The organism is Paenibacillus haidiansis, assembly GCF_036553665.1.
Lineage (GTDB): Bacteria > Bacillota > Bacilli > Paenibacillales > Paenibacillaceae > Fontibacillus > Fontibacillus haidiansis.
Map to the genome: position 1 here is coordinate 198397 of NZ_JAZHPZ010000006.1, position 23216 is coordinate 221612.

Here is a 23216-nt window from a genome sequence, read left to right on the forward strand (position 1 = left end):
CATTCTCATGGCAGGCAAAGGGATAAATATACCGATCCGGTTTATTTCCGGGATAAAAATTTTCATTTAAATTCATAGTTGGTTTGTTACCATCTTCCCGCACTTTATCGCTTCCTCCCGAACAGTAAAAACATCTCAACAGTCTTACCCATTGTATCAAAGCGGGAGGAGATGAGTCGTATTTCCGGCAAACAAATAGCCTTTGGTTCGGATTCCCCTTCATTACCGCCTTAATCTTGCTGCATCTCCGTCAAATGAGCCCAGTATCGTTTGGGCATATGGGACATCCGGGCCCGGGGATTAATGCGCTCCCGGATCGCCGCCGTATGATAGAACTGCTTCCACAAACGGCGGTAGGCCTGTTCTTGTTCACCGGTTTCCGGCAATATCAGCTCCTCAACGTCCACGATGCTCACCTTTTGTTCGTGAGTCGCATCCGGCCTGTACATCAGCGCTTGTCCATGGGTCCGATCATAGATCATAAAAGACTCATTGCGGTAACGGTCGCAAAAATGGGGGGCCAGCGTCGGCAGCACATGATTTTTCGGTTCAATCTCGGCAACCAGTACATCGCCGTAGACCGAAAAACGCAGAAAGCCCATGAGAGTGCGGCTTTCGGAATTTAATTGCTGCACCGCTTTACGGAGCCGGTGGACCGTATCGTCCGTCAGCATATTCATGACCGCGCCCCCACGCTTGAACCCCAGCCTCAGAAAGCGGTAGATCAACAACTCCTTCTGGGGGGCGCAGGTGAGAAACCCCAACCGGACCAGTTCCTGAGCCGAAGGCGATATAGTTGCTCCGATCGCCTTATATACCCTCGCCGCCTTCTCCGCACTGGTTTCGACGGTCCGGGTACCGAACAGCGTGTATTGCGGATCGCCATCGGAGCTGATTGCGACCAATTCTTCCTTCCGTTCATAACTCTCAAACACGCAGGTGAGCAAACCGTCAAAGCTGCCGTCATAGGAATAGGCGGCGTCTTTTATCCAAGGCATGGGACCAGCTCCTTTGCGGCCCCTCCGGCCAGCTCCTCATCGGTAAACAGGGATAATTGCTCCACTTGCGGCTGAGGCAAAAACATATTCAGCTCTTTTGTCGACAGCAGCGATCTGAGGATTGTGCTTTCGTTCACTTTCAATCCTTCGAGGCGCCGGCCGGAGCAGGTGATGAAATACTGCGCCCGTTTCAAAACGACGCCGAGCTTCTTCAAGCCGGGAAAGTCCAGCTTCCCGGTTCTTCTCGCCTTGACGATCCGCTGCGCGCTTCTCACCCCGATTCCCGGCACCCTTAGCAGCGATTCATACGACGCGGTGTTGATCTCAACGGGAAACCGGTCGATATGGTTCATCGCCCAGTTGCATTTCGGGTCCATGAACGGATTGAAATTCGGCGTGCGCTCGTCCAGTAGTTCCTTCGCTTCGAAGCCGTAAAAACGTAGCAGCCAGTCGGCCTGGTACAGCCGATGCTCCCGCAGGAGCGGCGGCTTGCTGTCCAGCGAAGGCAGCAGGGAATGCTCCATCACCGGCGTATAAGCGGAATAATAGACCCGTTTCAGCTCGTATTTACGGTATAGCGCTTCCGTCAGGGTCAATATTTTCAAATCGCTGTCCGGCGTCGCCCCTACGATGAGCTGCGTGCTCTGTCCGCCCGGAACAAACCGGGGTGCATGGCGGTACTTGACCAAATCCGTACTGTTCTCGCGGATGCCCTGGCGAATCGCCGACATCGGCTTCAGAATGGCGTCCTTCGTCTTGTCCGGAGCGAGCTTGCTCAGGCTGTCCTGCGAAGGCAGCTCGATGTTGACGCTCATCCGGTCGGCCAGCATGCCGAGCCTGGAAATGAGCGCCGGGTCAGCGCCGGGAATCGCCTTGACATGGATATAGCCGCCGAAGCCGTATTTATCGCGCAGCAGCTCCAGGACGCGGATCAATTGCTCGGTCGTATAATCCGGGTTGCGCATAATCCCGGAACTGAGAAACAAACCTTCTATGTAATTGCGACGGTAAAAATTCATCGTTAGGTCCGCGAGCTCCTCCGGGGTAAACATGGCCCGCCGCGTGTCGTTGGAACGACGGTTGACGCAATACTTGCAGTCGAAAACGCAGCTGTTGCTCATCAGGACCTTCAGCAGCGAAATACAGCGCCCGTCCGCGGCAAAGCTGTGGCAAATGCCTGTGCTTACGGCGCTCCCCGTCGTTCCGGCACCTCCCCCTTTGCGTTCCGACCCGCTGGACGAGCAGGATACATCATACTTGGCCGAGTCCGCTAAAATCGTCAGCTTGTCAAACAGATCCATTGTCCGTTAGCCTCCCTTTTGACCTTAGTATACATAGGAACACATGTTCTAGTCAAGGATACATTTTCCTATTAAAAAAAGATCTCCGGCATAGGTTACGCCTTCGATCTTTTCGCCAATCCAAAATATTGATGTGAAAGTTACGCCAATTTTTGCTTGGACATCCCTACAGGATAAATCTTGCTGAATAAGAACCGGGTCAGCGGGCCGACGACCACAAGCTGTAGCGGTAAAGCGCAGATCAAATTCAGGCAAACAGTGGTCAGATAATCGGTTACGAAATGATTCGTAAACCCGTAATGAGCAATAGTCCCGTAAAGCGACATACAGATTACCATTCCCATAACCATGAAACAGGAAATAAGCAGCACTTTTTTGATCATCGGGTCATGTTCCTTCGCGATTTTCCCCGCCAAGCCTTTGGCGAATTTGCCGACAATGAATACATCCAGCACTAAAGCGACGATAAACGCCGGCAGAAATCCGACTGCAAATTCAGGGATCAGCGACTTGGAAAATCCGGTGAACAGCGCCACGTTATAAAAATTCATCCCTGTAACCATAAAAAAACACATGAGCAGCGTAAAAACGAATGCTTCTTTTTTGTTTCTCCCCATCCTGCCTATAACTCCTTTTTCTCTGTAATGATTAATTTTTGATACCCGATTATAGTAACAACTTCGTGTTATTTTTGTCAACTAGGTTGACATATAATTGATTTTGCTTCATTCCCTGGTTTAGTCTATTCAATATGACAGTTATAAAAAGAATCGGGGCTGTACTATGAATGACCATATGAATCAATCCAATTTAATCGATTTAATCAGCGACAAGCACACGGCTCTCCGCAAGCAGGTCGGCGACTTGAGCGATGACGGAATCAACAAAACGGAAGCCCATATTTTGGCCGTGCTCGAAGCCTATCATAAGCTCTCGATCTCTGAAGTCGCCCGAAAGATAGGCATTTCCCGGCAGGGAACCCATAAAAGCATTCAAGGCCTGCTTGCAGGCGAATATATCGAAGTCGCCCACGGGCAAGGAAACGAACGCGATAAACAGATCGTTCTAACGCCGAAAGGCGCGGATTATTGCCGGCAAACCGCGATCATCAAGGACCGGCTTGAGCGGCAAATTGCCGACAAGCTTGGCAAAGATCAGGTTGAATTGTTGAAAAAAATGCTGCGGGAGCCGTGGCTGTAACAAAAAGGCCATCCCCGGCTAATGACTTAGCCTGGGATGGCCTCTAAAATTTATCCGGGTTTATCTTCTGACCGGGGCCGAGCTGACGACCCCGTACCGCCACAATACCTTGCACCCGAGCCAGCCGAACAGGCGGTCCGTGATGAACCCCATCAAGCCGAGGGAGATCAGACCGACGAAGATCCAATCCGTACGGAAAAACAGCCGCGAATTCCAGATCAGGAAGCCGACGCCTTCGTTCGCGGCGATCATCTCCGCCCCGACGATCGCCATGTACGAAGTGCCCATCGCCAGCCGGACACCTGTAAATATATACGGCGCCGTCGCCGGAACGACGACATGCCGGACGATCTGCCACTCCGTCGCCCCCATGCTGCGGGCGGCCCGGATTTTGTCCTCCTCCACCGACAGAACCCCGGTCAGCGTATTCATCATGACGATGAACAGCGTCGCGTACAGGATCAGCGCGATCTTCGACTGCTCCCCGATACCGAACCAGACCAGGAACAGCGTAATAAACGCGATCGGGGGAATAAACCGGATAAAATTGAGCAGCGGCTCGGCAAAATGGCGGATAAAATCCACCCTGCCGATCAGGATGCCGAGCGGAATCGCGAGCGCGCTGCCCAAAGCCCAGCCGCTAAGCACCCGGTAAAAGCTGATTCCGATATATTTTTGCAGCGAACCGTCATTGAGCAGCTCGACCGCGCCTTTTACCGTCTCCACGGGGCTGGGAATGACCTCGGGCCCGTAGATCATCGCGCCGCCCTGCCAGGCCGCAAGAACAAATACCCAGAGCAGGACCAGCCCGGCCCATTTCTTTTTCCACCATGCCGTCATGATTTCGTCCCCTTCCTACTCGTCGAAATGCGCCTGGATCAGCTTGTAATATTCGTAAAACTCGGCGGCCGACACGTCGCGCGGATAAGCTAGCGGAATATCGTAAATATGCGAAATCTTCGAGGACGGCCCGGGCGACATAATGCCGACCCGTCCCCCCAGCAATATCGCCTCTTGAATATCGTGCGTCACGAACACGACCGTTTTGTTCGTTTGGCCCCAAATGCGCACCAGCTCCTTCTGCATCGTCCGGCGGGTCATCGCGTCGAGCGCGCCGAACGGCTCATCCATGAGCAGGATTTCCGGATCGTTGGCCAGCACCCGGGCGAGCTGCACCCGCTGCTTCATACCGCCGGACAGTTCCCTTGGCAATTTGTCGCCGTGTCCGGTAAGCCCGACCAGATCGATATACCGCTCGGATACGGCCCTGCGTTCGGCTTTGGGAACTTTTTTCATCTTCAGTCCGAATTCGACGTTCTGCCGGACCGTAAGCCAGGGAAACAGCGAGGAATCCGCCTGCTGAAACACGACCGCCCGGTCACGCCCCGGCTTTGAAATATCGGACGCGCCGATCCGCAGCTGGCCGCTTGTTTTGGAGATGAATCCGGCGATCATGTTCAGCAGCGTCGATTTGCCGCAGCCGCTCGGACCGAGCAGAATGAAGAACTCTCCACCTTTGATCACGAGATCCACATCTTTGATAATGTAGTGGATGTCTCCGCTACCTACGCCCGCTCCATCGTTATAGCTCTTGTTCAAGCCCTGAATCGTGATCGTATGGTTTGGATTTGGTTTTAAAGCTTCCGGCTGTTTACGTATGAGCAATGACATGCCAGGCTCCCCCTTCCTATGGCGCGACCGTCACGCGGTCGGGTAAAATGTCCCGCAGAAAATCCAGGTCGATTTTGTCCGTCAATTCGAAATCCTGCTGGATAATTCCGTTCTCGACCATGTATTTCTTTTGGCTCGCCAAACTGTCCAGCGCTCCTTGCGTGAAATCAACATGCCAGTTGTTCACGGATAAATCCTTCAGCGTGGCCTCCTTAGGCTGCTTGACTTCCTCGTACAAAATATCCGCGACTTCCTCCGGATGGTCTTTGACGAACTTCGAGGATTCGTCCAGAGCGAGCAGGAATTGCTCCACTGTCTCGGGATGCTCCTCGATCAGCGAATTCGGGACGACGATCTGGCTGCCTATCCGCACCTTCGTCTGCGACATGTCCGTCAGCTCATGCGCACCTTCGATCGCGCTGAACTTTTCGACCATGGCCGAGCCGCTGACCCATACGCCGTCAACCTCGCCTTTTTTCAGAGCGACGTAAGCTTCATCCGATCCGCCCTGCCCGATCAGCTTGACGTCCGCAAGAGCGACGCCATGCTCGGCGAGATACTCATCCCACAGATAGGAGATGAAAGTTCCCCGCAGAAAACTCAGATTTTTCCCTTTAAGATCCTCCGGCTTTTGAATGTCATCCCTCACGAACAGCTTCCACTGCTTGGCGTTTTGTTCCGTCGAAGTTCCGGTGGAGGCTACGATAGTAAAGTCACCTTTGCTGACTGCGTTCAAAATCGGGAAATCCGCGCCCCAGGCGATATCCGCCTGCTTGATGAACAGCGAGTTGATCCCTTCCGCCGGCGTGGCGAAGGTGACCAGCTTCGCCTCGATGCCGTGCTTGGCGAATATGCCTTTGTTTACGGCGGTGCGGAATACGGGGTTGGAGGAAATGTCGGCGATATTGAGCGTTACCTTCTCCGCGTTTTCGCCGCTGGAAGCGCCGGTGGTATCGGCATTATGCCCCGCTTGCTCCGAGGTCGCGTCCGCCTTGGCTTTGGACGCCGTATTCCCCGGAGACGAGCAGCCGGTCGCCGCCAGAATAAATGAAAATAATAACGGGATGAACCATGCCATTGCGGCGGCTTTTTTTCTTTTATGGTTTGTCTGCATACCCTCTCCTTCTCCCTTCTCCTTCTATTGTTCGGCTTCAGCCAGCGGCCGCTCGTCAGAACGGGCGACACAGGCCGCTCCGTCCTCGTAGGAGACCGTTCCGGCTACTACGGCGACGGATTGGGCGCCTGTTCCCGCCGCGCCCGGAACCCGGAAGGCGGCCACGTCGAGCGGTTCGATCGCCCGTTCATCCGGGCGGGAAAGCTGCGGCACCCAATCGTACGGCACGCGGTAGGCGCGGTATACCATGTTGGAATTGCGCTTGTTTTTGTACGGGGAAATGTACTCCCACACCAGCTCATGCTCCCGGGTCACTTCGAAGATCCGGCCGTCCGCCCCCTCCGTAATCAGCGTATTGCCGTTCGGCAGGCGCTGGGCGGAGCTGATGTACGGACTATAGAATCGATAAGAATCAAGCGGTGCGACGAACCCGGCTTCGGTCGGCGTATACTGCCAGACGATTTCCAAAGTGACCGGATCGATCTCCAAAATTCGGGAATGGTCGCGAACCGCGTTTTTTTGCCCGTAGGATGATGCGGGATTCGGAGCGCCGTAGCCGGCCCAGCCCCCGTTGTCGAACACCAGCAGATTGCCCTCGCCCGGCAAACCGCGGGGAATCAGGTGGGCGTGATGCTGGCCGATGATCCAGCCCAGATGCTTGAACTCGGGGCCGGAATAATCCGGGCCGAGCCGCCAGACGATGCCGCCGGTCTTTTTGTCGATGATGGCGATAATGTTCGTTTCTCTGCCGTCCCAGATGATATTGTCGGGGTGAAAACGTTCGTCTCCGGCATCGTAAAACCGGTTCGGCCCCAACACGGAAATCGAGTTGATATGCATCCAGTCCCCGGCGTGATCGCCGAAGAACCGGGTATTCGGGTCGCGGGAGAGCACATTTTTGGCCTGTTCGTCAAAGCCCAGCTCGTCAAAATGCTCATGGCAGTTCCACTCCCAGACGATATTTCCTTCCCAGTCCACTTCAAGGATCGCATCGTCCAGCAGCAATTTGTCGGAAATTTTCGGATTGCGCACATTGCGGTGGACGAGTACGAGCGTATTGCCTCCATGGACTTGCGGCTCCGCGCCGGGAACGTAATAGCCCACCGGGTTCCCCGTACGCTGGTAATCATGATGGGCTCTCGCCATCCACTGAGGCTCATGGCCCGGGTCCTCAATCCATTCGTGGCGGTTGAAGCGCCAGACGATATTGCCGTCCCAATCAACTTGAGCCAAATCGGCCTCATCCTGGAACCCGTGCTTTGGGTCCCGCTCCGCCGTACTGCCCAGCACATATCCTCCGGGCAGCACCTTGTTCGGAAAACCGCGCAGCCCCTTCCACAGATGCACTTCCTTACCGTTCATATCAATCAAAAGCGCGCCCACATCGGCCGCCTGATAAATCGTATAACCGCTCCAGGCTTTCTCCGGTTTGTAAACGGTCGCCCCAGTCGGATAAATCGTCGGATGTCCCATGGTAATCCACTCCTTAATAAGATAAAAAATTTCCCGGACGGTTCCGGTCGGCTGCCTCTTCACCCTGCAATTTCGGCTGCCGTAGTGGCGCCGACGAGTTAAGCCCCTGCTTCGCATTGTTCTCCGCCAAAGTGTTCAATGTCCCGGAGAATTGTTCGAGATTGTAAGCCAGCTGTTTAAAAAATCCCTTCATCGCCTCGAGCTCGCCGGCCGAAAAGTCAGCAAACAGGGTTGTGATGCATGCGGTCCCGATATTCCGGTTGCGATCCATCATCTCTCTGCCCCGCGGCGTAACGTCTAGCCAGACCGTTCTACGGTCGCTGTTCTTCCGGATCCGGCGGGCGAAGCCCTTCTTTTCCAGCCTGTCGCACAGACCGGTTACGGCCCCGGAAGTAAAATCAAGCTGCTCCGCCAGATCGCCGAGCCGCTGCGGCCCTTCGCGGATCATCTTCTGCAGGACAAGCAGCCCGGGGAGCGAAATCCCCTCGACCTCGACCTTATCCCGTTCCTTAACGAATCTCCTCACCATTTTCCGGAACAGCCAATCCGCTTCCTCCAGCAGATCCCATTCCTCTTTGCACCTCACGATGTCGGCTTCACCCCCACATGCTTCATTCAATTGATCCCCCCTGATTTTCAAACAACAAAAAAGGCCCCCGAAAGCTTCCCATACGGGAACCCTTCAGAAGCCTTTGGCGGTCCAATCGGCTGCTGCCTGCCATTCTCATTAGTGAAAAGATAGTTCAAAAACTGTTATCTTTTAGCCGAAATTTTTAGCGCTAAGAAAATGACTGATAAACGATTTTACATCATATTAAACCCATAATTCTTACCTGTCAAGTATGAATTAAAAACTATAAATTTCGCTTACTTTATATTTCGCTTAAAAGGGAAATTGCAGCTTCAATACCTCTCCCGGCGTAATTTTAGCTTGAATATCACGGAATCCTGCTCCAGGGAGAAGCCGGGTGGCAAGCAGGGAAATGACCCCGCCGTGGGCGACGATCAGCAGCGGGTGCTCCAGCTCTTCCGAAACAAGCTGCCGCGAATAGGCGGCAAGTTCTTCGTATACTTCAAACACACGGCGTTCAAACGCTAGCCAGGACTCGCCGCCCGGGGGCGTGACGGCCTGCGGATTGTCGATCCAGCTGCGGTAGGCTTCATCGTCCTTGAGCATATCGTAGGTTTGGCCCTCCCATGTGCCGAAATTCATCTCTCTAAGGCGTCCGTCATAGCGGGCGTAGCCCGTCAAATCCGGACGGGTCCGCTCCAGGGTGCTGCGGCAGCGCGAAAGGTTGCTGCAATACACGGCGGAGAAAGAGACGCCCGCCAGCTCCGTACGCAATGGGCCAAGCCCCGCGGCTTCCCCCGGCAGCAGCTCCGTATCGCTGTGCCCTTGATATTTGCGGGCGGCATTCCATTCCGTGATGCCATGGCGAATCATCCACCATTCCATGGGCGCTCCTCCTTCATATCCAAAGTAGGCCGCCGGCGATCCAGATCGATAACCCGGTCGCCAGCAGCACAAACGCATCCGACACCAGAAACATCAGCCGTGCGGTTTTCGGTATGTCTTCGGAATCAAGCTCGCGCGTCTTCTCGCCCATATAACTGCGGAACGACTTGACGCCGTGGTACCAGTTCTCCCCGCCGAGCCGGATGCCGAGCGCTCCCGCCACCGCCGCTTCGGGATAGCCGCTGTTCGGGCTGGGATGCGAAGAAGCGTCGCGCCGCACCGCGCGCCAGGCGCCGCGGGCATCCAGCCTCAGGCACCAGGCGGCCGCGGCAAGCAGCAGCGCGGTCAGGCGGGCGGGAATGTAATTGGCGATGTCGTCCAGCCGGGCCGAGGCCCAGCCGAGATGCAGATATTTGTCGTTCTTGTAGCCGACCATCGAGTCGAGGGTGTTGACGGCCCGGTAGGCCATCGCCAGCGGCGCGCCGCCGAGCAGCGCGAAGAAGAGCGGCGAGACGACGGCGTCGACGATGTTCTCCGCCACGGTTTCCACCGCGCCGCGGACCACTTCGGGCGCCTCCAGCCGCTCGGTGTCGCGGCCGACGATCATACCGAGCGAGCGCCGGGCCGCCGGCAGATCGCCGCGCCGCAGATGGCCGCACACCTCCATGCCGGCGATGTGCAGGCCTTTGGCCGCAATCGTCGTCCAGATCAGCGCGGCCTCGGCGATCGCGGCCAGCCACGGGCTGACCTGGGCCAGCAGGCGCAGCGCGGCCCAGGTCAAGGCGAAGCTGCCGCCCGCGACGATGAGCGGCAGCATCATCCCCGCAGCCCGGTAGGCGCGGGGCTTGAACAGGCGGCGGATCGCCGCCTCGACCCGCGAGATCGCCTTGCCCATCCCGACGACGGGATGGGGCAGCCAGCGCGGGTCGCTGAGCAGCCGGTCGAGCGCGTACGCGACCGGCAGTACCCACCACGCCGCCGTCATGGGCGCGCCTCCGCCGCTGCGCAGCGCAGCGACTCGCTCACGGCTGCGTAGACCAGGCGGCCCACCGCGCCGCCGAGGTCCGTCGCGGTGCCGGCGTAGCTGTGCAGCAGCGGCCAGTCCGGCCGCTGGCTGACGCCGAGCACGACCGCGTCGGTCGTCGTGCCGGTGGCCGCCTGCCCCGTCTCGGCGTCGTGCACGCCGAGATCACCGAGGGCGGCGGTCTTCGCCTCGGTCGCCGTGATCACGGCGTTCACCATCGCCCCCGGCGTCAGCCGCCCGTCAATCGCCAGCAGCAGATTGATCGTTCCCGGCGCAAGGGAGGCCGCGGCCGGGAACGTCGTGCGCCGCATGCCGGCCCGCGCCGCGTTCGACACCCCTGCCGTGGCGCAGCAAAACACGGCGAAATCCCCGCAGTGCTCCTCCATGACCGAGGCGTAGCGCAGCCGCACGGCCGTAAGCAAGCCGGCCGTTTTCAATACGGGGTACCCCCAGGTTTTAAGGCTCGCCTCAATATCTTTTCCGGGATCGTCACAGCGGTAATTCTTGTCGACATAAATATTAACCATCCGCTTGATCCGGGTCATCCCCCCGCCGTAAACCGAGCTGCCGAGAGCCTCCATCACGCCGGGTGCTTCCAGCAGAATATGGCGCTCTCCGCGAACCAGCTTAAGTCCCGGCCATACCTCGGATTCATGGATTCCGTTCTCGCCCGTTTGCAAAAATGGCGTCGTCATTTCCCGATTCCCCCGTTCAGCGCCCGCTTCATTTCATCCAGCAGCTTCGCGCAGGCCGCTTCGTCTTTGACGGCGATGCGGATATCCCGTTCGCCGAGCCCCGGGTACATCGCGCAGCTTCGCACGAGCACGCCTCTTCGGCCAAGCGCGTCCTGCATCCCCGCCGCCGTCCGGCCTTCGGGCAGCCGGACCAGCAGGAAATTGGCCTCCCCGGGCCAGGTGCGGCAGCCGAGCCGGTCCAGCTCCCGCCGCAGCGTCTCGCGCTGCCGGGCGATCAGCGAGATCGTAGCCCGCCCGTAATCTTCCCCCGCGTCCAGGCAGGCTTCTCCCGCGAGGAGCGCGAGCGCATTGACGCTCCAGGTCACCTGCTTGCCCCGCATCGCCGCGGCCGTCTCGGGATGCGCGATCGCATAACCGAGGCGAAGTCCCGGGATCGCGTAAAATTTCGTCATCGACCGGATCAGAATCAATTTCGGATAGCGTTCCAGCTCTCCAAGCAACGATTGCCTGTTTGCTTCCGGGATGAAATCGATGAACGCTTCATCGATAACCACATATGTACGATAACGCTCTCCCGCCTCGGCAAACCGGCACAGCTCGTCCAAGGTGTACTGAACCCCGTTCGGATTGTTCGGCTGACCGACAAACACGAGATCGCTGTCTTTGATCAGCCTCTCCACTTCCTCAGGAGCGGCCCGGAAATCCCGTTCCTCCGTACCGGACACGGAGACGACTTCCGCGCCGAATTGCCGCGACAGCGCCCGGTATTCAGAGAAGCAGGGCTCGATGACGCCCACCTTTCCGGGGGAAAGGGCCAGCAGCGCCAGCGCCATATTCTCCGCCGCGCCGTTCCCGATGACAATGCAGTCCTTATCCGTATCAAGTATGTTCGCCAATTTCGCAATCAGCGCCCGGTGACCGGGATCGGGATAACCGGTAATCCGCGGCAGCGACTCCTTCAGCAGCTCCAGTACCCCCGGCGGCGGCCCGAGCGGATTGATATTCGCGCTGAAATCGGTAATTTTCCCCGGAGCGACCCCGTATCTGACGGATGCGGTCGCCAAATCCCCGCCGTGTCCGTACACTTCCAATAACATTCTGATTCTCCTCACCGGCATTTCCCGCCGAACTTTGTGTATTCTCGTACTTTTAGGTTGAAGTCTATCATACCTTGGCCCGAAATCAAGACTTTACATCAGGCAAGATACCCGGCAACCTTTCATTTCCGCGAATATTTGGTTTACAATAGAGAAAGAAAAGGCGCCGTTTTCCAATCGCCAATATATTGCAATGGGGGAAGCCATTTATGCTGTTTATCGACAATCAGGGTATCACCGATGCGTCCGTCAATCTGGCCATCGAAGAATACGCGCTGCGACACCTTCCGCTGGAGGAAGACAGCTATCTGCTGTTCTATATTAACGCGCCGTCCATCATTATCGGCAAGCATCAAAATACGATCGAAGAGATCAACGCGGAATATGTCAAGGAAAAAGGAATTCAGGTCGTTCGCCGCCTCTCCGGCGGGGGCGCGGTATACCATGACCTCGGGAATCTCAATTTCAGTTTTATTACTAAGGATGACGGCCAATCCTTCCATAATTTCCGCAAGTTTACCGATCCCGTGGTCCAGGCGCTTCGTTCCTTCGGCGTCAATGCCGAGCTGACCGGCCGCAACGATCTTCAAGTCGGCGAACAAAAAATTTCCGGCAACGCCCAATTTTCCACGCGCGGCCGCATGTTCAGCCACGGGACGCTGATGTTCGACCTCAACCTGGAGGATGTGCAGGCTTCCCTGCATGCCAATCCGGAAAAATTCAAATCCAAGAGCACCAAATCCGTGCGCAGCCGCGTCGCCAACATCGTCGATTTCATGGACCGCAAGATGACGATCGAGGAGTTCCGATCCGAGCTGCTGCGCCATATTTTCGGGATGGAGCCCGAAGCCGTGCCACAGTACAAGCTGACCGAGGAGGATTGGAAGAAGATCCGCGAAATTTCCGCCGAGCGCTACAAAAACTGGGATTGGAACTACGGATTGTCTCCGGAAAGCAATGTGAAGCACGCCAAGAAGTTCCCGGTCGGCATTATCGACTTGCGCATGAACATCAAGGACGGCCATATCCAGGAGATCAAAATCTACGGCGACTTTTTCGGCGTGGGCGATGTAACCGACATCGAGGACAAACTCAGAGGAGTTCGGTATGAAGAGAACGATGTCCGCTCGGCACTGACCGGCGTGGATATCAAGCATTATTTCGGCAATCTGGAAGCGGACGATTTCATCGGCCTGGTGTTCCTGGAAGAGTAGTTAGAAGCCTGAAGCGTGAATAGAAGCCCTGGGGGACATTTATCTCCAGGGCTTTATGTTTCTTTTTTGCAGAGTCTCAAAAAACAAACTGAACCAAAGCCATATAGACGATGGTACCGGCCGCAATGGACAGCAGCATATTCCTTCTCCAAATATGGAGCAAAGCGACGACAGCGATCGAGATTGCCTCCGGTAAGCCATGATTTCCGGAAAACAAGGAGACATCTTTGACACTATAAATAACGAGCAGCCCCAGCGCCGCCGACGGCAGTACTTTGCCGAGATATTGAACATAGCCGGGAGTAGGCCGACCCGGAGGAAAAATAAGAAATGGGGCAAATCTTGTGATCATCGTGCCCAAAATAACCATTCCGATCGTGATGATTTGCTCTGTTATATTCATTGACATGTACTTTCACCTGTTTTCTGCTGAAGTGGTTTCCTGATCATAGAGAGTACGACGAGAATAATGATCATGGAAGGGACAATAAAGCTGCCGCTGCCAAAAATGAAAAGGCACAGTACCGATATTCCCAGGCCAATCAATGCGCTGTGATGCTTCTTCTCTTTCTTCCATTGCTCGATGAAAATGACAACAAACAGAGCCGTCATCACAAACTCGAGCCCCTCCATATTAATGCCGACAAACGATCCGAAAATCCCACCGATCGCGGCGCCCAGCACCCAATAACAATGATTGAGCAAGGTCACGAAGAACATGTACCACCCTTTGTCCACCCCTTTCGGGATATCGGCCGTGTAATTAATGGAGAATGACTCGTCGCACATGCCAAAAATCAAATAGATCTTTTTGAGTCCGGTCCCTCTATACTTTTCAAGCATGGATATCCCGTAAAAAAGATGGCGCGCGTTCACCATTAAAGCGAGGAGCAGCGCACCTAACGGATTAAAAGCGCCCAACAGGAGATTCACGGTCACAAATTCCATGGATCCGGCAAAAATAAGCAGGCTCATAAGGATGGCGTACACAGGGCCGAAACCCGATACATTCATAAAAATGCCGTAAGCAATCCCCAAGAATAAAAATCCGGCCAAAATAGGGATGGTGGAAGGAAAAGCCGAACGAAACGCTAATTGAAGTACTTTTGTGTTTTGGTTACTCATGGTAGCTCGCAACTCCTTAGACGTTTAACTATCCATCCCATTTTAGCAGCGCAAATCCATACAATCAACGAAATATAAGATATAAATGTACGGATTTACCATTCTACGAGGTAGTATTATAATCGGGTAGGAGGCTACCCATTAATTGGGCAGCCGACCTCCCACACCACCGTACGTACCGTTCGGTATACGGCGGTTCCATTAGGAATGCGCAGTAACTTGTCGATAATAATCAGAAAAGAAAAGGAATCCGAGGTTCTTCAGCCTATTGTTACCGAGGGACTTCGAGAGGATTGGGCTATTGGAGATTCTCCAATAGCCCTTTCTTGTGTTTGCGTATTCCCACGCCTTCTGTTCATGAATTCCGAGCGATATAAGCCTTTCGAGTTTCGTCCTCACTCGTTTCCATTGCTTCCAGAAGACCATTCGGATACGCCTTCTCATCCATTTATCAGTGGTTTGGAGTAGTTGTTTCATGTCAGCAAGCTTGAAATAATTTACCCATCCCATGATGTAACGCCTAAGCTTCAGCGCCCGGTCGGTGTTGCCCATTCCGTTGCTTCTCGACGTTAGCTCTTTCACTTTAGCTTTCATCTTGGATACGGATTTGGGATGGATTCTGACCCGCGTTTCCCCTTTGCTCTGGTAGAATGAGAAGCCAAGAAATTTAACTTTTGTCGCATCGTCCACAATCGTTTTCTCCCGGTTTACCTTGAGAAACAACTTCTTCTCGATGTAAGGGAGAATTTTCGTCAGGGTACGCTCCGCACTCCTCCTGCTCCGGCAGAATATGAGCATATCGTCTGCGTATCGCACGAATCGATGTCCTCTTGCTTCCAGTTCCTTGTCCAATTCATTCAGCATGATATTGCTGAGAATCGGACTTAGGTTCCCTCCCTGCGGTACGCCGATTTCCGTGTCCTCAAACTTATGCTTCACGACGACTCCCGCCCGGAGATACTTATGGATGAGCGAGATCACTCGTCCGTCTTTGATCGTTCTTGAAAGCACCTCGATAAGCTTGCTTTGGTTGACGGTGTCAAAGTATTTCTCCAAGTCCATATCCACCACGTAACGATATCCCTCTTGCACGTATTGTTGGCTTCGTTTCATCGCGTGGTGTGCGCTCCGTTTGGGTCGGAATCCGTAGCTGTTGTCTGAAAACTGCCTCTCATAAATTGGCGTAAGCACTTGGGCGATTGCCTGCTGGATGACTCGGTCAACCACTGTTGGAATGCCAAGGTTTCTCTTCTTTCCGTTCTCTTTGGGAATCTCTACCCTTCGAACGGGATTCGGGCGGTACTTGCCGCCCAAGATCAGTTGCTTGATGGTCTCGCCGTTGTCTCTGAGATATTGTAGAAGTTCATCTACTCCCATCCCGTCGATTCCGTGCGATCCCTTGTTCGCTTTGACTCTCTTGAATGCTTCGTTCAAGTTGTCCCTGCTAACGATTTTCTCAAGCAACCGGTCCTTCGACTCGGTTGCGTTGGTGTCGTCGGTTTCGGTTATCCTCGCAGGACTGTGCACTCCCGCATATCCTTCGTGTTCCGCACTATTCTTTTGCAAAGAGTCTTCCGTTAGAAGTTGGCTGCCCTTGGCTCCTGTTTCGGTAACTTTCATTGACTTCACCTCCTAAGGTTCAGCCCTTCCCTCGAACCGTCGACTGTTCGCGGTACTATGGCGTCTGCTGACTTCTCATGATAAATCTTGTTTCAACCGTGATTCGAAGTGCATCTCCTCACGTCCATGAGACCTCCCACGGTAAGACGATTCACTTTCCTTCCATATACCCACATCATTTACATTGGTACGTCCGTGTAGTTAATTGGACTTCGTCTTGTTTAGCAGACTCATCCCGTATCCTATGCCTGATGATGTTCGTGTTCCTTGGGCCGGAAGTTTGCCTCCAGCTTCCTTTGGATTCCACCTCGCGGTGGACACCCTTGCTCTTGGCTAGTGGTTGGTAACTACAAACCCCCACAGTGGACTTTCACCACCTAGTTAATCGCCATGCGTGGCACACTAAAAAAAGCCGCGATTTCCGCGGCTTCATCATCGTGTATGCTCTTTGTCTCCTTTGACATCTAACGAACCTCAGCAACTCTATATAGTGCAAATCTGCCGTTTTGAAATTCTAAGGAGCTCAGAAGGTCTTATCGGGGAAAAAACACCCCCAAACAGCATGATTTTGCTTAAATAAGTGCTTACAGATTCGTTAAAATCCGCAAGCCTTCCATTTGACCCAAATAACGTTCCCTCGGTTCGTTGGCAAATACTTGGCGGTATCCCGCAGCCTCTCGGTTATGCCGCCAAGCGGGATGACCGTGACTCCTGCCTTTACCTACAAAGAAGACAGTAGTTCCGCCAGTACGACGGCCTGATTGCATTCCCGGTCTTTGGCCGCGTAAAGCAGCGTCACCGTCCCTTCTTCCGCCCAAGAGCGAATTTGCCGCAGAAGCCGCGACCGCTCTTCGCTCTCAAGTACCTCCTTCATGTATCTGTCTTTAAATTCCTCGTAATTTTCCCGCTTGTGGCCGAACCATTTCCGCAATTCATGGCTCGGTCCGATCTCTTTCAGCCATTCATCGACCGCGGCCTTGTCCTTCGACACCCCTCGCGGCCAGATCCGGTCCACCAAAATTCTCCGCCCGTCCGCAGGTTCCTCTTCTTCGTAAATCCGTTTGATCCGTATGGGATTCATTTCGATGACCGCCACCATTCTTATCGCTTTATGTATGTATATCGTACCCCGATCCTGCTGTCGGATCAATCCGGCGGATCGAGTAGCCCGAACAGGGCCTCCCCACGGTTGATGATGATGCCCGGCGGGTCAACGGCTCGACATCTTCCGGATCGTGAGCGTGGCTCTTCTTTTTCCTCTAGTTTCGATTCGACTTTATTTTTCGCGGGGATGTCGATTGCGGAATTGAAATCTGCGCCTCGTGAGGTACAATAGATACAGCCTGAGTTTTAGAGATATAAGGACGACGAGATCCGCTTTCGTCCTCGAAAAGGAGAGAATTCATTGTATAAACTGGTAGCCATCGACATCGACGATACGCTGATCAACGACGACAAGGAAGTTACCCCCGCAACGCAGAAGGCGTTGGAGCAAGCCGTAGCCAAAGGCGCCGTAGTGACCCTGGCGACAGGCCGGGCATACGCCTCGGCGCAAGCGGTCGCCCGCCAAACCGGACTCAATGTTCCCATCATTACTTATCAGGGCGCGTTAGTCAAAAATTTGTTGGACGAGCAGGTGCTCTACGAACGTTATGTACCGAAGGACGCGGCGCGGAAGCTGTTTGAATACTGCATCGAGCACAATCTGCATCTGCAAACGTACATCGACGACAAGCTTTACGCCCGTGAGGAAAACCAGAAAATCATCGACTACACGATTCTGAACAAAACCAAATATTATATCGAGCCGGATTTCTCCAAGCTGGTGGAGCAGCCGACTCCGAAAATGCTTATCATCGACGAGCCGGATTACCTGGACGAGATCGCCCCGGTGCTGCGCGAGCTGCTTGGCGAAGGCGTGCATATTACCAAATCGAAGCCGCATTTCCTGGAAATCATGCATCATGAAGGAACGAAAGGCCATGCGCTGAAGTTCCTCGCCGCCCATTTCGGCTGCGATCTGTCCGAGACGATCGCCATCGGCGACTCCTGGAACGATCATGAAATGCTGGAAGCGGCCGGCCTCGGCGTCGCAATGGGCAATGCCATCCCGGCGCTGAAGGAAATCGCCGATTATGTTACGGTGAGCAACAACGAGGACGGCGTCAAGCAAGTAATCGACAAGTTTGTGCTGGGGATCGAAGCTTAACTCTCCTAGCTACAATAGGTCCGACAGTCCAAACCGACTGGTATAAAAATAACGCCCTTTTGGGGCGTTATTTTTGCATTTTGCGGCGACAGCAGACAAATAGCACCTTTTTTGGGCGCTATTTATGGATAAACCGGCTGAACAGGCGCAAAATGGGCGAATATGAAGCGAATAGTGCCCTTTTTGACCCCTATTTCGGCCTGCGGGGCCGAAATTGCTGAAATAAGGTCCAAAAAGGACGCTATTTCAGCAATTCCCCAATGGAACCGTCTTCCCCGTGTCCGCGTATTCCACGCCTGCCGGCAGACCGTAATCCCGGCGCAGGTCGATGTCGTGCGACATATGCGTAAAGACCGTCCGCTTCGGTGTAAGCTCCTTCAGCAGCTCCAGCGCTTCCTTCACGTCGTAGACCGAGCGGGTGGAGAACTCCGCTTGCTCGTGATAGAAGCTTGTACCGAGCACAAGCAAATCCAGCCCGGCAAGCGGGCGCCGCTGCTCCAGCGGCAGGGCGATCGAATCCGGGCAGTAGCCCCAGGCAAAGCCGGACTTCTCCAAGCGGTAGGCGTAGGAGTAGCCGTTTTTGCCGTGGTTCACTTTCCAGCCGCGGATTTCCCAGCCCGCGAGCAGCGCGCCCCCGTCGACGGCATGGAGCTCAAGATTGCGCTCCAGCCAAGGGAACTGCGCCGTGATCGTATCCAGCACCTCGCTGGGCGCGTACAGCCGGCCTCTTTGGCCCAGCCAGCGGCAGGCGTCGGCCCACTCCGGCAAGCCGCCGATATGGTCGAAATGCGCGTGTGTCACCAGGATATCGCCGGCGAACCGCTGTCCGCGTCCCTCCATGGCGCTGCGCCAATCCGGGCCGCAGTCGATCAGGAAGCCGCCGTCCGCCCCTTCGACCGAGACGGAGGAGCGGTACCTGCGGTTTATCCCTCCTTGCCTCGCCTCTGCGCAGACGGCACAATCGCAATATACCCGCGGTACGCCCATGGCATCGCCCGTACCTAGAAAAATAAGCCTTTCCACTTCCAGTCACATCCATTTCCAAATGGTACAGGCCGATTTCGATTTCTCGGTTGCCGTATCATTAATTACTAATTTTAGTCTCTTCGCCCGCTTAAATCCACGGAGATCGCATCCAGCGAACCCGGCCCGAACGCCTTGCCGTCTTTCGGCTCGATGGTCAGCACAATATTGTCCGCCTCCCGTAAAGCCTCCTTGTCCCTGACATACAAATGGGCGCCGTAGGGGTGATACTGGAGAAGACCGAGGCTGACGCGGTTGCCCGCCTTAACGGCCCAGACATGCACCACCTGATCCTCATTCGGGATCAAGCCTCCGACGAGCATCAGCATTTCCCGGGAAGCTTCATTGTACCAGACCATCCCCGATTCCGGCTCCATCACTCCCCAGTCCAGCGGATACGAGATGCTGTCCGGACTGGACAACATCGGCAGCGCCGAAGGCTCGTATTGCTGGACATAACTGCTCCAGGAATCTCCGGCGCTCTGCCCGGTTTTGAACAGCCAGCCGGCGGCGATCAGTAACGCGCATGCCAGAGCCAGCGCGCCGGCAACCCGGCGGCGGGTAAGAAATTTCCGCGCCGTGCCGAGCATCCCGGTCAGCCGGACGCGCAGCCGCAGCCGGCGGCGCAGCGATTCCGAAGGAAGTGGGACCGCCGTGCGATAACCGTCTGCCGCGCCACCGCCCTCAGACGCGATATCCGGCGGCCCCATTACGCCGTCGCCCAGAATCGGCTCCCACTCCACGCAAATCTCGCGGCAGGAAGGACAGGCCGGCAAATGGGCCGCCATCTCCGCGCGCTTCGCTTCCCCGCCGAGGCCGCTCAGCCAGTCGATCCATTCCTCCTCGGTATATTGTTTCAGGCACACCGGCCCGACGCCTGCGCCGTCTTCAATTACCCGAATCTTACGATCAACGGTCTTGTCCATGCCGCTTCCCTCCTTCCGTAGAACCGCTCCAGCCCTGCTGTTCAAGCTGTTTGCGCAAATTGCCGAGCCCGTAACGGACCCAGGATTTCACCGTGCCGATCGGCACATTCCACGCTTCGGACATCTCCCGATGCGTTTGCAGCGTAAAGTACGATCCCAGGATCGCCTTTCTTTGCGTTTCCGGCAGCGTATGCACGGCCGCTCTGAGCGCATCCCGCTCCAGCCGCGACAGCGCCTGGTCCTCGCCGGATTCGTCCGTGCCGGAGAGCGCTTCATCCGCCATCGGCATGATCCGCTGCTTCCGCCGCAGCCGGTCGAGACAGCGGCTTCTCGTCTTGACCGCCAGCCAGGCCCGGATAGAGCCGCGGGCCGGATCGTAATCCTTTCCCTTGCGGAGCACCTCCAAAAATACTTCGTGGCAAACGTCCTCCGCCTCCATCCGCTCGCCCGTCAGCTTGAGTGCCACCTGCATAATAAAAGGAGCATATGCACTGTAAAACAGATCAAAAGCTTGCACCGAACCTTCGCACATTTCCCGCAGATAATGCGTCATCTCTTCATTTTGCGGGTTCATGACCGCTTCTTCCCTCCCGAACGATACTCCTCCCTCTGTAACCCGTTTTACCAAAAATAAAGCCGTTTGAAAACCCCGGCAAATAATTTTTGCCCAGCGGTAAATCCAAATCTCCCCGCCGTTCGTATCACTTATGAAATCAAGCTGCCGGGCGTTGTCGCGGCAGCCGCAATCATCATAACAAGGAGGAAACAAGATGCTTCAAACCTGCCGAAAAGCGGCGTTGCTGCTGCTTACTCTGATCGTCACGCTCTCGTTCGGCGCGCTGTCCGGACCGTCCAAAGCCTCGGCCGCGGGGTCGCTGGAACTTTATACGCCTTATCTGGAATGGTCCGCAGCGCCGGGCGAATCCGTCTCGTATTCCGTCGATGTCATCAATCGCGGCTCCTCCACAGCTTCGGCGAGCCTGTCGCTGGAGACGAAGGCGGCCGATTGGAAATACAGCCTGTCCGCCGGCGGACGCGAGATCTCCCGGATCGCCGTCAAGCCCGGGGATACGCAAACCTTCAATCTCCAGCTCGACGTACCGCTGCAAGTGAATAAAGGGCGCTACACGTTTAACCTGAAAGCGGACGACGCCATACTGCCGCTCGTCGTCAATGTTTCGGAACAGGGTACCTTCAAAACCGAGCTGAATTTGGATCAAGCGAATATGGAGGGCCATTCCGATTCCACCTTCACTTACAGCGCGGCATTGCGCAACCGGACGACCAAGGCGCAAACCTACGCCTTGAGCGCGCAGGCTCCGGACGGCTGGGATGTCCGGTTCAAGGCCGACGGCAACAGCGTGACCTCGGTCGAAGTGGAGGCGAACGCCGAGAAATCGATTACGATCGAAGTCAAACCGCCGGAACAGGTCGCGGCGCAGTCCTACAAGATTCCGGTTGCCGCAACCAGCGGCGAAACGACGGCGGACGCCGAACTGGAAGCCGTCATTACCGGGACGTACGATATGCAGTTCACGACCGTAAACAACCTGCTTAGCAGCGATATCAAAGCGGGCGGCGAACGCAAGCTGAACTTCGTCGTCCACAATACCGGTTCGGCCGAACTTCAGGATATCTCCTTTTCCTCCAACGCGCCGACCGATTGGGAAGTCTCTTTCGAACCGTCGTCGATCACTTCCATCGCTCCGGGAGAAAGCAAGCAGGTGCAGGTCAGCATGAAGTCGAGCAACAAGGCGCTGGCCGGCGATTATGTCGTAAGCCTGAGCGCTTCCTCGGCGGCGAAAAGCGCCGGCGCCGATCTGCGGGTCACCGTCAAATCGTCCGTATTATGGGGATGGATCGGGATTCTGATCATACTGGCCGTCATCGCGGGAATCTACTATCTGTTCCGGAAATTCGGGAGAAGATGAGCCATGAGTCACGAAGCTGCCGGAATCAACGAACATGCCGGAACCGCTGCGACCGTTATCCCGCAAACGAAACAGCCTGACGGGCCGATCATCGAGCTTACGCAACTAACCAAAAAATACGGCGACCACATCGCGGTCAACCGTCTGAATCTCAGCATCGCCAAGGGCGAGATTTTCGGCCTGCTCGGCCCGAACGGAGCCGGCAAAACGACGACCATCCTGATGATGCTCGGCCTTACCGAGCCGACCTCGGGGCAGGCGAAAATTTGCGGCCACGACCCGGCGCGCGAGGCGCTCCGGGTGAAGAGCAAGGTCGGATATCTCCCGGACGATGTCGGGTTCTACGAGGACCGGACCGCGCTGGACAATCTGATCTATACGGCCCGATTGAACGGGCTGTCCAAGCGGGAAGCGGCCGAACGGGCCTTCGCCCTGCTGGAGAAAACCGGGCTGTCCGACAGCGCGGTCAAAAAAGTCGGGGCGTTCTCCCGGGGGATGCGCCAGCGGCTCGGCCTGGCCGACGTGCTGATCAAAAACCCCGAGGTCATTATCCTCGACGAACCGACACTGGGGATCGACCCCGAAGGCGTGCGCGAGCTGCTGGAGCTGATCTCTTCCCTGAGCCGGGACGAAGGGCTGACCGTTCTGTTGTCGTCGCACCATCTGCACCAGGTTCAGCAAATCTGCGACCGGGTCGGCCTGTTCGTGCAGGGCAAGCTGATCGCCGCCGGAGATATCGAGACGCTGTCGAAAGCCCTGGATGAAGACGGCCTCATCTTCATTGAAGTGGGCGTCGCGGCGGCATGGCCGGGCGGCCTGTTGGACCGCCTCTCGGAGCTGGAAGGCGTCAAAGAAATCCGCAAAGAGGGCGGAAAAACGGGCGAAGCAGCGCCCGGCCCGGATGTCGTCACGGTCGTCTGTGACCGCGATCTCACGCCGCAAATCGCCGAAACCGTGATCGGGGGCGGCGCGGAGCTTACTTACTTGCGGCGGAAGGAATACGGCCTCGACGACATTTACCATCGTTATTTTGAAAGGAAGGGAGAACGGTGACGACATACTCGAGCTACTGGAAGCAATTCAAGCAGAAAACTTCCGTCTTTATCAAGAACAGCGTCCAGGCGCCCGCCAAAAGCAAA

The 23216-nt window shown here is 55.7% G+C and carries 24 protein-coding genes; 5 read left to right on the forward strand and 19 right to left on the reverse strand.

All coding sequences use genetic code 11. The features are described 5' to 3' along the window. Nucleotides 1-230 precede the first annotated feature (230 nt). The 3 genes from V3851_RS14365 to V3851_RS14375 all read right to left on the reverse strand — a co-directional run bounded on the left by V3851_RS14365 (nt 231) and on the right by V3851_RS14375 (nt 2916). Nucleotides 231-998, reverse strand: a complete 768-nt coding sequence (locus tag V3851_RS14365; RefSeq protein WP_331847244.1) for a TIGR03915 family putative DNA repair protein — start codon at nt 996-998, stop codon at nt 231-233. Then, entirely contained in the window at nt 986-2299 is a 1314-nt protein-coding gene (locus tag V3851_RS14370) for a putative DNA modification/repair radical SAM protein (protein WP_331847245.1), read from the reverse strand. The genes V3851_RS14365 and V3851_RS14370 overlap by 13 nt, the downstream gene beginning before the upstream one ends. A gap of 140 nt (nt 2300-2439) precedes the next feature. After that, nucleotides 2440-2916 (reverse strand): DUF2798 domain-containing protein, encoded by a 477-nt coding sequence (locus V3851_RS14375; protein ID WP_331847246.1) that lies wholly within the window; start codon nt 2914-2916, stop codon nt 2440-2442. A gap of 166 nt (nt 2917-3082) precedes the next feature. Here V3851_RS14375 and V3851_RS14380 point away from each other — a divergent pair, with 166 nt between their 5' ends. Beyond that, nucleotides 3083-3499 (forward strand): MarR family winged helix-turn-helix transcriptional regulator, encoded by a 417-nt coding sequence (locus tag V3851_RS14380; RefSeq protein ID WP_331847247.1) that lies wholly within the window; start codon nt 3083-3085, stop codon nt 3497-3499. Nucleotides 3500-3559: 60 nt separating this feature from the next. Here V3851_RS14380 and V3851_RS14385 read toward each other — a convergent pair whose 3' ends face one another. The 9 genes from V3851_RS14385 to cobD form a co-directional block, all read right to left on the reverse strand. After that, on the reverse strand, nt 3560-4339 hold the full coding sequence (locus V3851_RS14385) for an ABC transporter permease (RefSeq protein ID WP_331847248.1): 780 nt from the start codon (nt 4337-4339) through the stop codon (nt 3560-3562). A gap of 15 nt (nt 4340-4354) precedes the next feature. Next, nucleotides 4355-5170 carry an ABC transporter ATP-binding protein gene (locus tag V3851_RS14390; protein ID WP_331847249.1) on the reverse strand — a complete coding sequence of 272 codons (816 nt, stop codon included), beginning with the start codon at nt 5168-5170 and terminating at the stop codon, nt 4355-4357. Between the two features lie 16 nt (nt 5171-5186). Then, nucleotides 5187-6284, reverse strand: a complete 1098-nt coding sequence (locus V3851_RS14395) for an ABC transporter substrate-binding protein (RefSeq protein ID WP_331847250.1) — start codon at nt 6282-6284, stop codon at nt 5187-5189. A gap of 24 nt (nt 6285-6308) precedes the next feature. Further along, on the reverse strand, nt 6309-7757 hold the full coding sequence (locus V3851_RS14400; protein WP_331847251.1) for an aryl-sulfate sulfotransferase: 1449 nt from the start codon (nt 7755-7757) through the stop codon (nt 6309-6311). A gap of 13 nt (nt 7758-7770) precedes the next feature. Continuing rightward, nucleotides 7771-8376, reverse strand: a complete 606-nt coding sequence (locus V3851_RS14405) for a MarR family winged helix-turn-helix transcriptional regulator (RefSeq protein WP_331847252.1) — start codon at nt 8374-8376, stop codon at nt 7771-7773. Nucleotides 8377-8640: 264 nt separating this feature from the next. After that, nucleotides 8641-9213 carry a histidine phosphatase family protein gene (locus V3851_RS14410; protein ID WP_331847253.1) on the reverse strand — a complete coding sequence of 191 codons (573 nt, stop codon included), beginning with the start codon at nt 9211-9213 and terminating at the stop codon, nt 8641-8643. 13 nt (nt 9214-9226) lie between these two features. Further along, complete coding sequence (gene cbiB, locus V3851_RS14415; protein ID WP_331847254.1) at nt 9227-10198, reverse strand: adenosylcobinamide-phosphate synthase CbiB; 972 nt, start codon at nt 10196-10198, stop codon at nt 9227-9229. Beyond that, nucleotides 10195-10932 (reverse strand): adenosylcobinamide amidohydrolase, encoded by a 738-nt coding sequence (locus V3851_RS14420; protein ID WP_331847255.1) that lies wholly within the window; start codon nt 10930-10932, stop codon nt 10195-10197. The genes cbiB and V3851_RS14420 overlap by 4 nt, the downstream gene beginning before the upstream one ends. Beyond that, the gene (gene cobD, locus V3851_RS14425; RefSeq protein ID WP_331847256.1) at nt 10929-12029 is read right to left on the reverse strand and encodes a threonine-phosphate decarboxylase CobD; all 1101 of its coding nucleotides are present in this window, start codon (nt 12027-12029) and stop codon (nt 10929-10931) included. The genes V3851_RS14420 and cobD overlap by 4 nt, the downstream gene beginning before the upstream one ends. A 209-nt stretch (nt 12030-12238) precedes the next feature. Between cobD and V3851_RS14430 the strand changes: the two genes are divergently transcribed. Continuing rightward, nucleotides 12239-13243, forward strand: coding sequence for a lipoate--protein ligase (locus V3851_RS14430; RefSeq protein ID WP_331847257.1), 1005 nt, complete (start codon nt 12239-12241; stop codon nt 13241-13243). Between the two features lie 76 nt (nt 13244-13319). Here the strand turns inward: V3851_RS14430 and V3851_RS14435 are convergent, their stop codons facing one another. The 4 genes from V3851_RS14435 to V3851_RS14450 form a co-directional block, all read right to left on the reverse strand. Beyond that, entirely contained in the window at nt 13320-13652 is a 333-nt protein-coding gene (locus V3851_RS14435) for a branched-chain amino acid transporter permease (protein WP_331847258.1), read from the reverse strand. Then, nucleotides 13643-14368, reverse strand: a complete 726-nt coding sequence (azlC, locus tag V3851_RS14440) for an azaleucine resistance protein AzlC (protein WP_331847259.1) — start codon at nt 14366-14368, stop codon at nt 13643-13645. Before azlC ends, V3851_RS14435 begins: the two co-directional genes overlap by 10 nt. A 201-nt stretch (nt 14369-14569) precedes the next feature. Further along, nucleotides 14570-15988: a group II intron reverse transcriptase/maturase gene (gene ltrA, locus V3851_RS14445; protein ID WP_068693838.1), complete on the reverse strand. Its 1419-nt coding sequence runs from the start codon at nt 15986-15988 to the stop codon at nt 14570-14572. 721 nt (nt 15989-16709) lie between these two features. After that, the gene (locus V3851_RS14450) at nt 16710-17069 is read right to left on the reverse strand and encodes a DUF488 domain-containing protein (RefSeq protein ID WP_331847260.1); all 360 of its coding nucleotides are present in this window, start codon (nt 17067-17069) and stop codon (nt 16710-16712) included. 324 nt (nt 17070-17393) lie between these two features. Between V3851_RS14450 and V3851_RS14455 the strand changes: the two genes are divergently transcribed. Next, a complete protein-coding gene (locus V3851_RS14455) occupies nt 17394-18197 on the forward strand; it encodes a Cof-type HAD-IIB family hydrolase (protein WP_331847261.1) in 804 nt (267 codons plus the stop codon). A gap of 246 nt (nt 18198-18443) precedes the next feature. On the opposite strand, the gene V3851_RS14460 is transcribed toward V3851_RS14455, so the two are convergent. From V3851_RS14460 to V3851_RS14470, 3 genes are all read right to left on the reverse strand, one after another. After that, complete coding sequence (locus V3851_RS14460; protein WP_331847262.1) at nt 18444-19220, reverse strand: MBL fold metallo-hydrolase; 777 nt, start codon at nt 19218-19220, stop codon at nt 18444-18446. A gap of 74 nt (nt 19221-19294) precedes the next feature. Then, nucleotides 19295-20146, reverse strand: coding sequence for an anti-sigma factor domain-containing protein (locus V3851_RS14465; protein ID WP_331847263.1), 852 nt, complete (start codon nt 20144-20146; stop codon nt 19295-19297). After that, nucleotides 20130-20720, reverse strand: coding sequence for an RNA polymerase sigma factor (locus V3851_RS14470; protein WP_331847264.1), 591 nt, complete (start codon nt 20718-20720; stop codon nt 20130-20132). The genes V3851_RS14465 and V3851_RS14470 overlap by 17 nt, the downstream gene beginning before the upstream one ends. Before the next feature lie 196 nt (nt 20721-20916). On the opposite strand from V3851_RS14470, the gene V3851_RS14475 reads away from it, so the two are divergent. Both V3851_RS14475 and V3851_RS14480 read left to right on the forward strand, forming a co-directional pair. Beyond that, a complete protein-coding gene (locus V3851_RS14475; RefSeq protein ID WP_331847265.1) occupies nt 20917-22077 on the forward strand; it encodes a COG1470 family protein in 1161 nt (386 codons plus the stop codon). Nucleotides 22078-22080: 3 nt separating this feature from the next. Further along, entirely contained in the window at nt 22081-23130 is a 1050-nt protein-coding gene (locus V3851_RS14480) for an ABC transporter ATP-binding protein (RefSeq protein ID WP_331847266.1), read from the forward strand. The last annotated feature ends 86 nt before the right edge of the window (nt 23131-23216 follow it).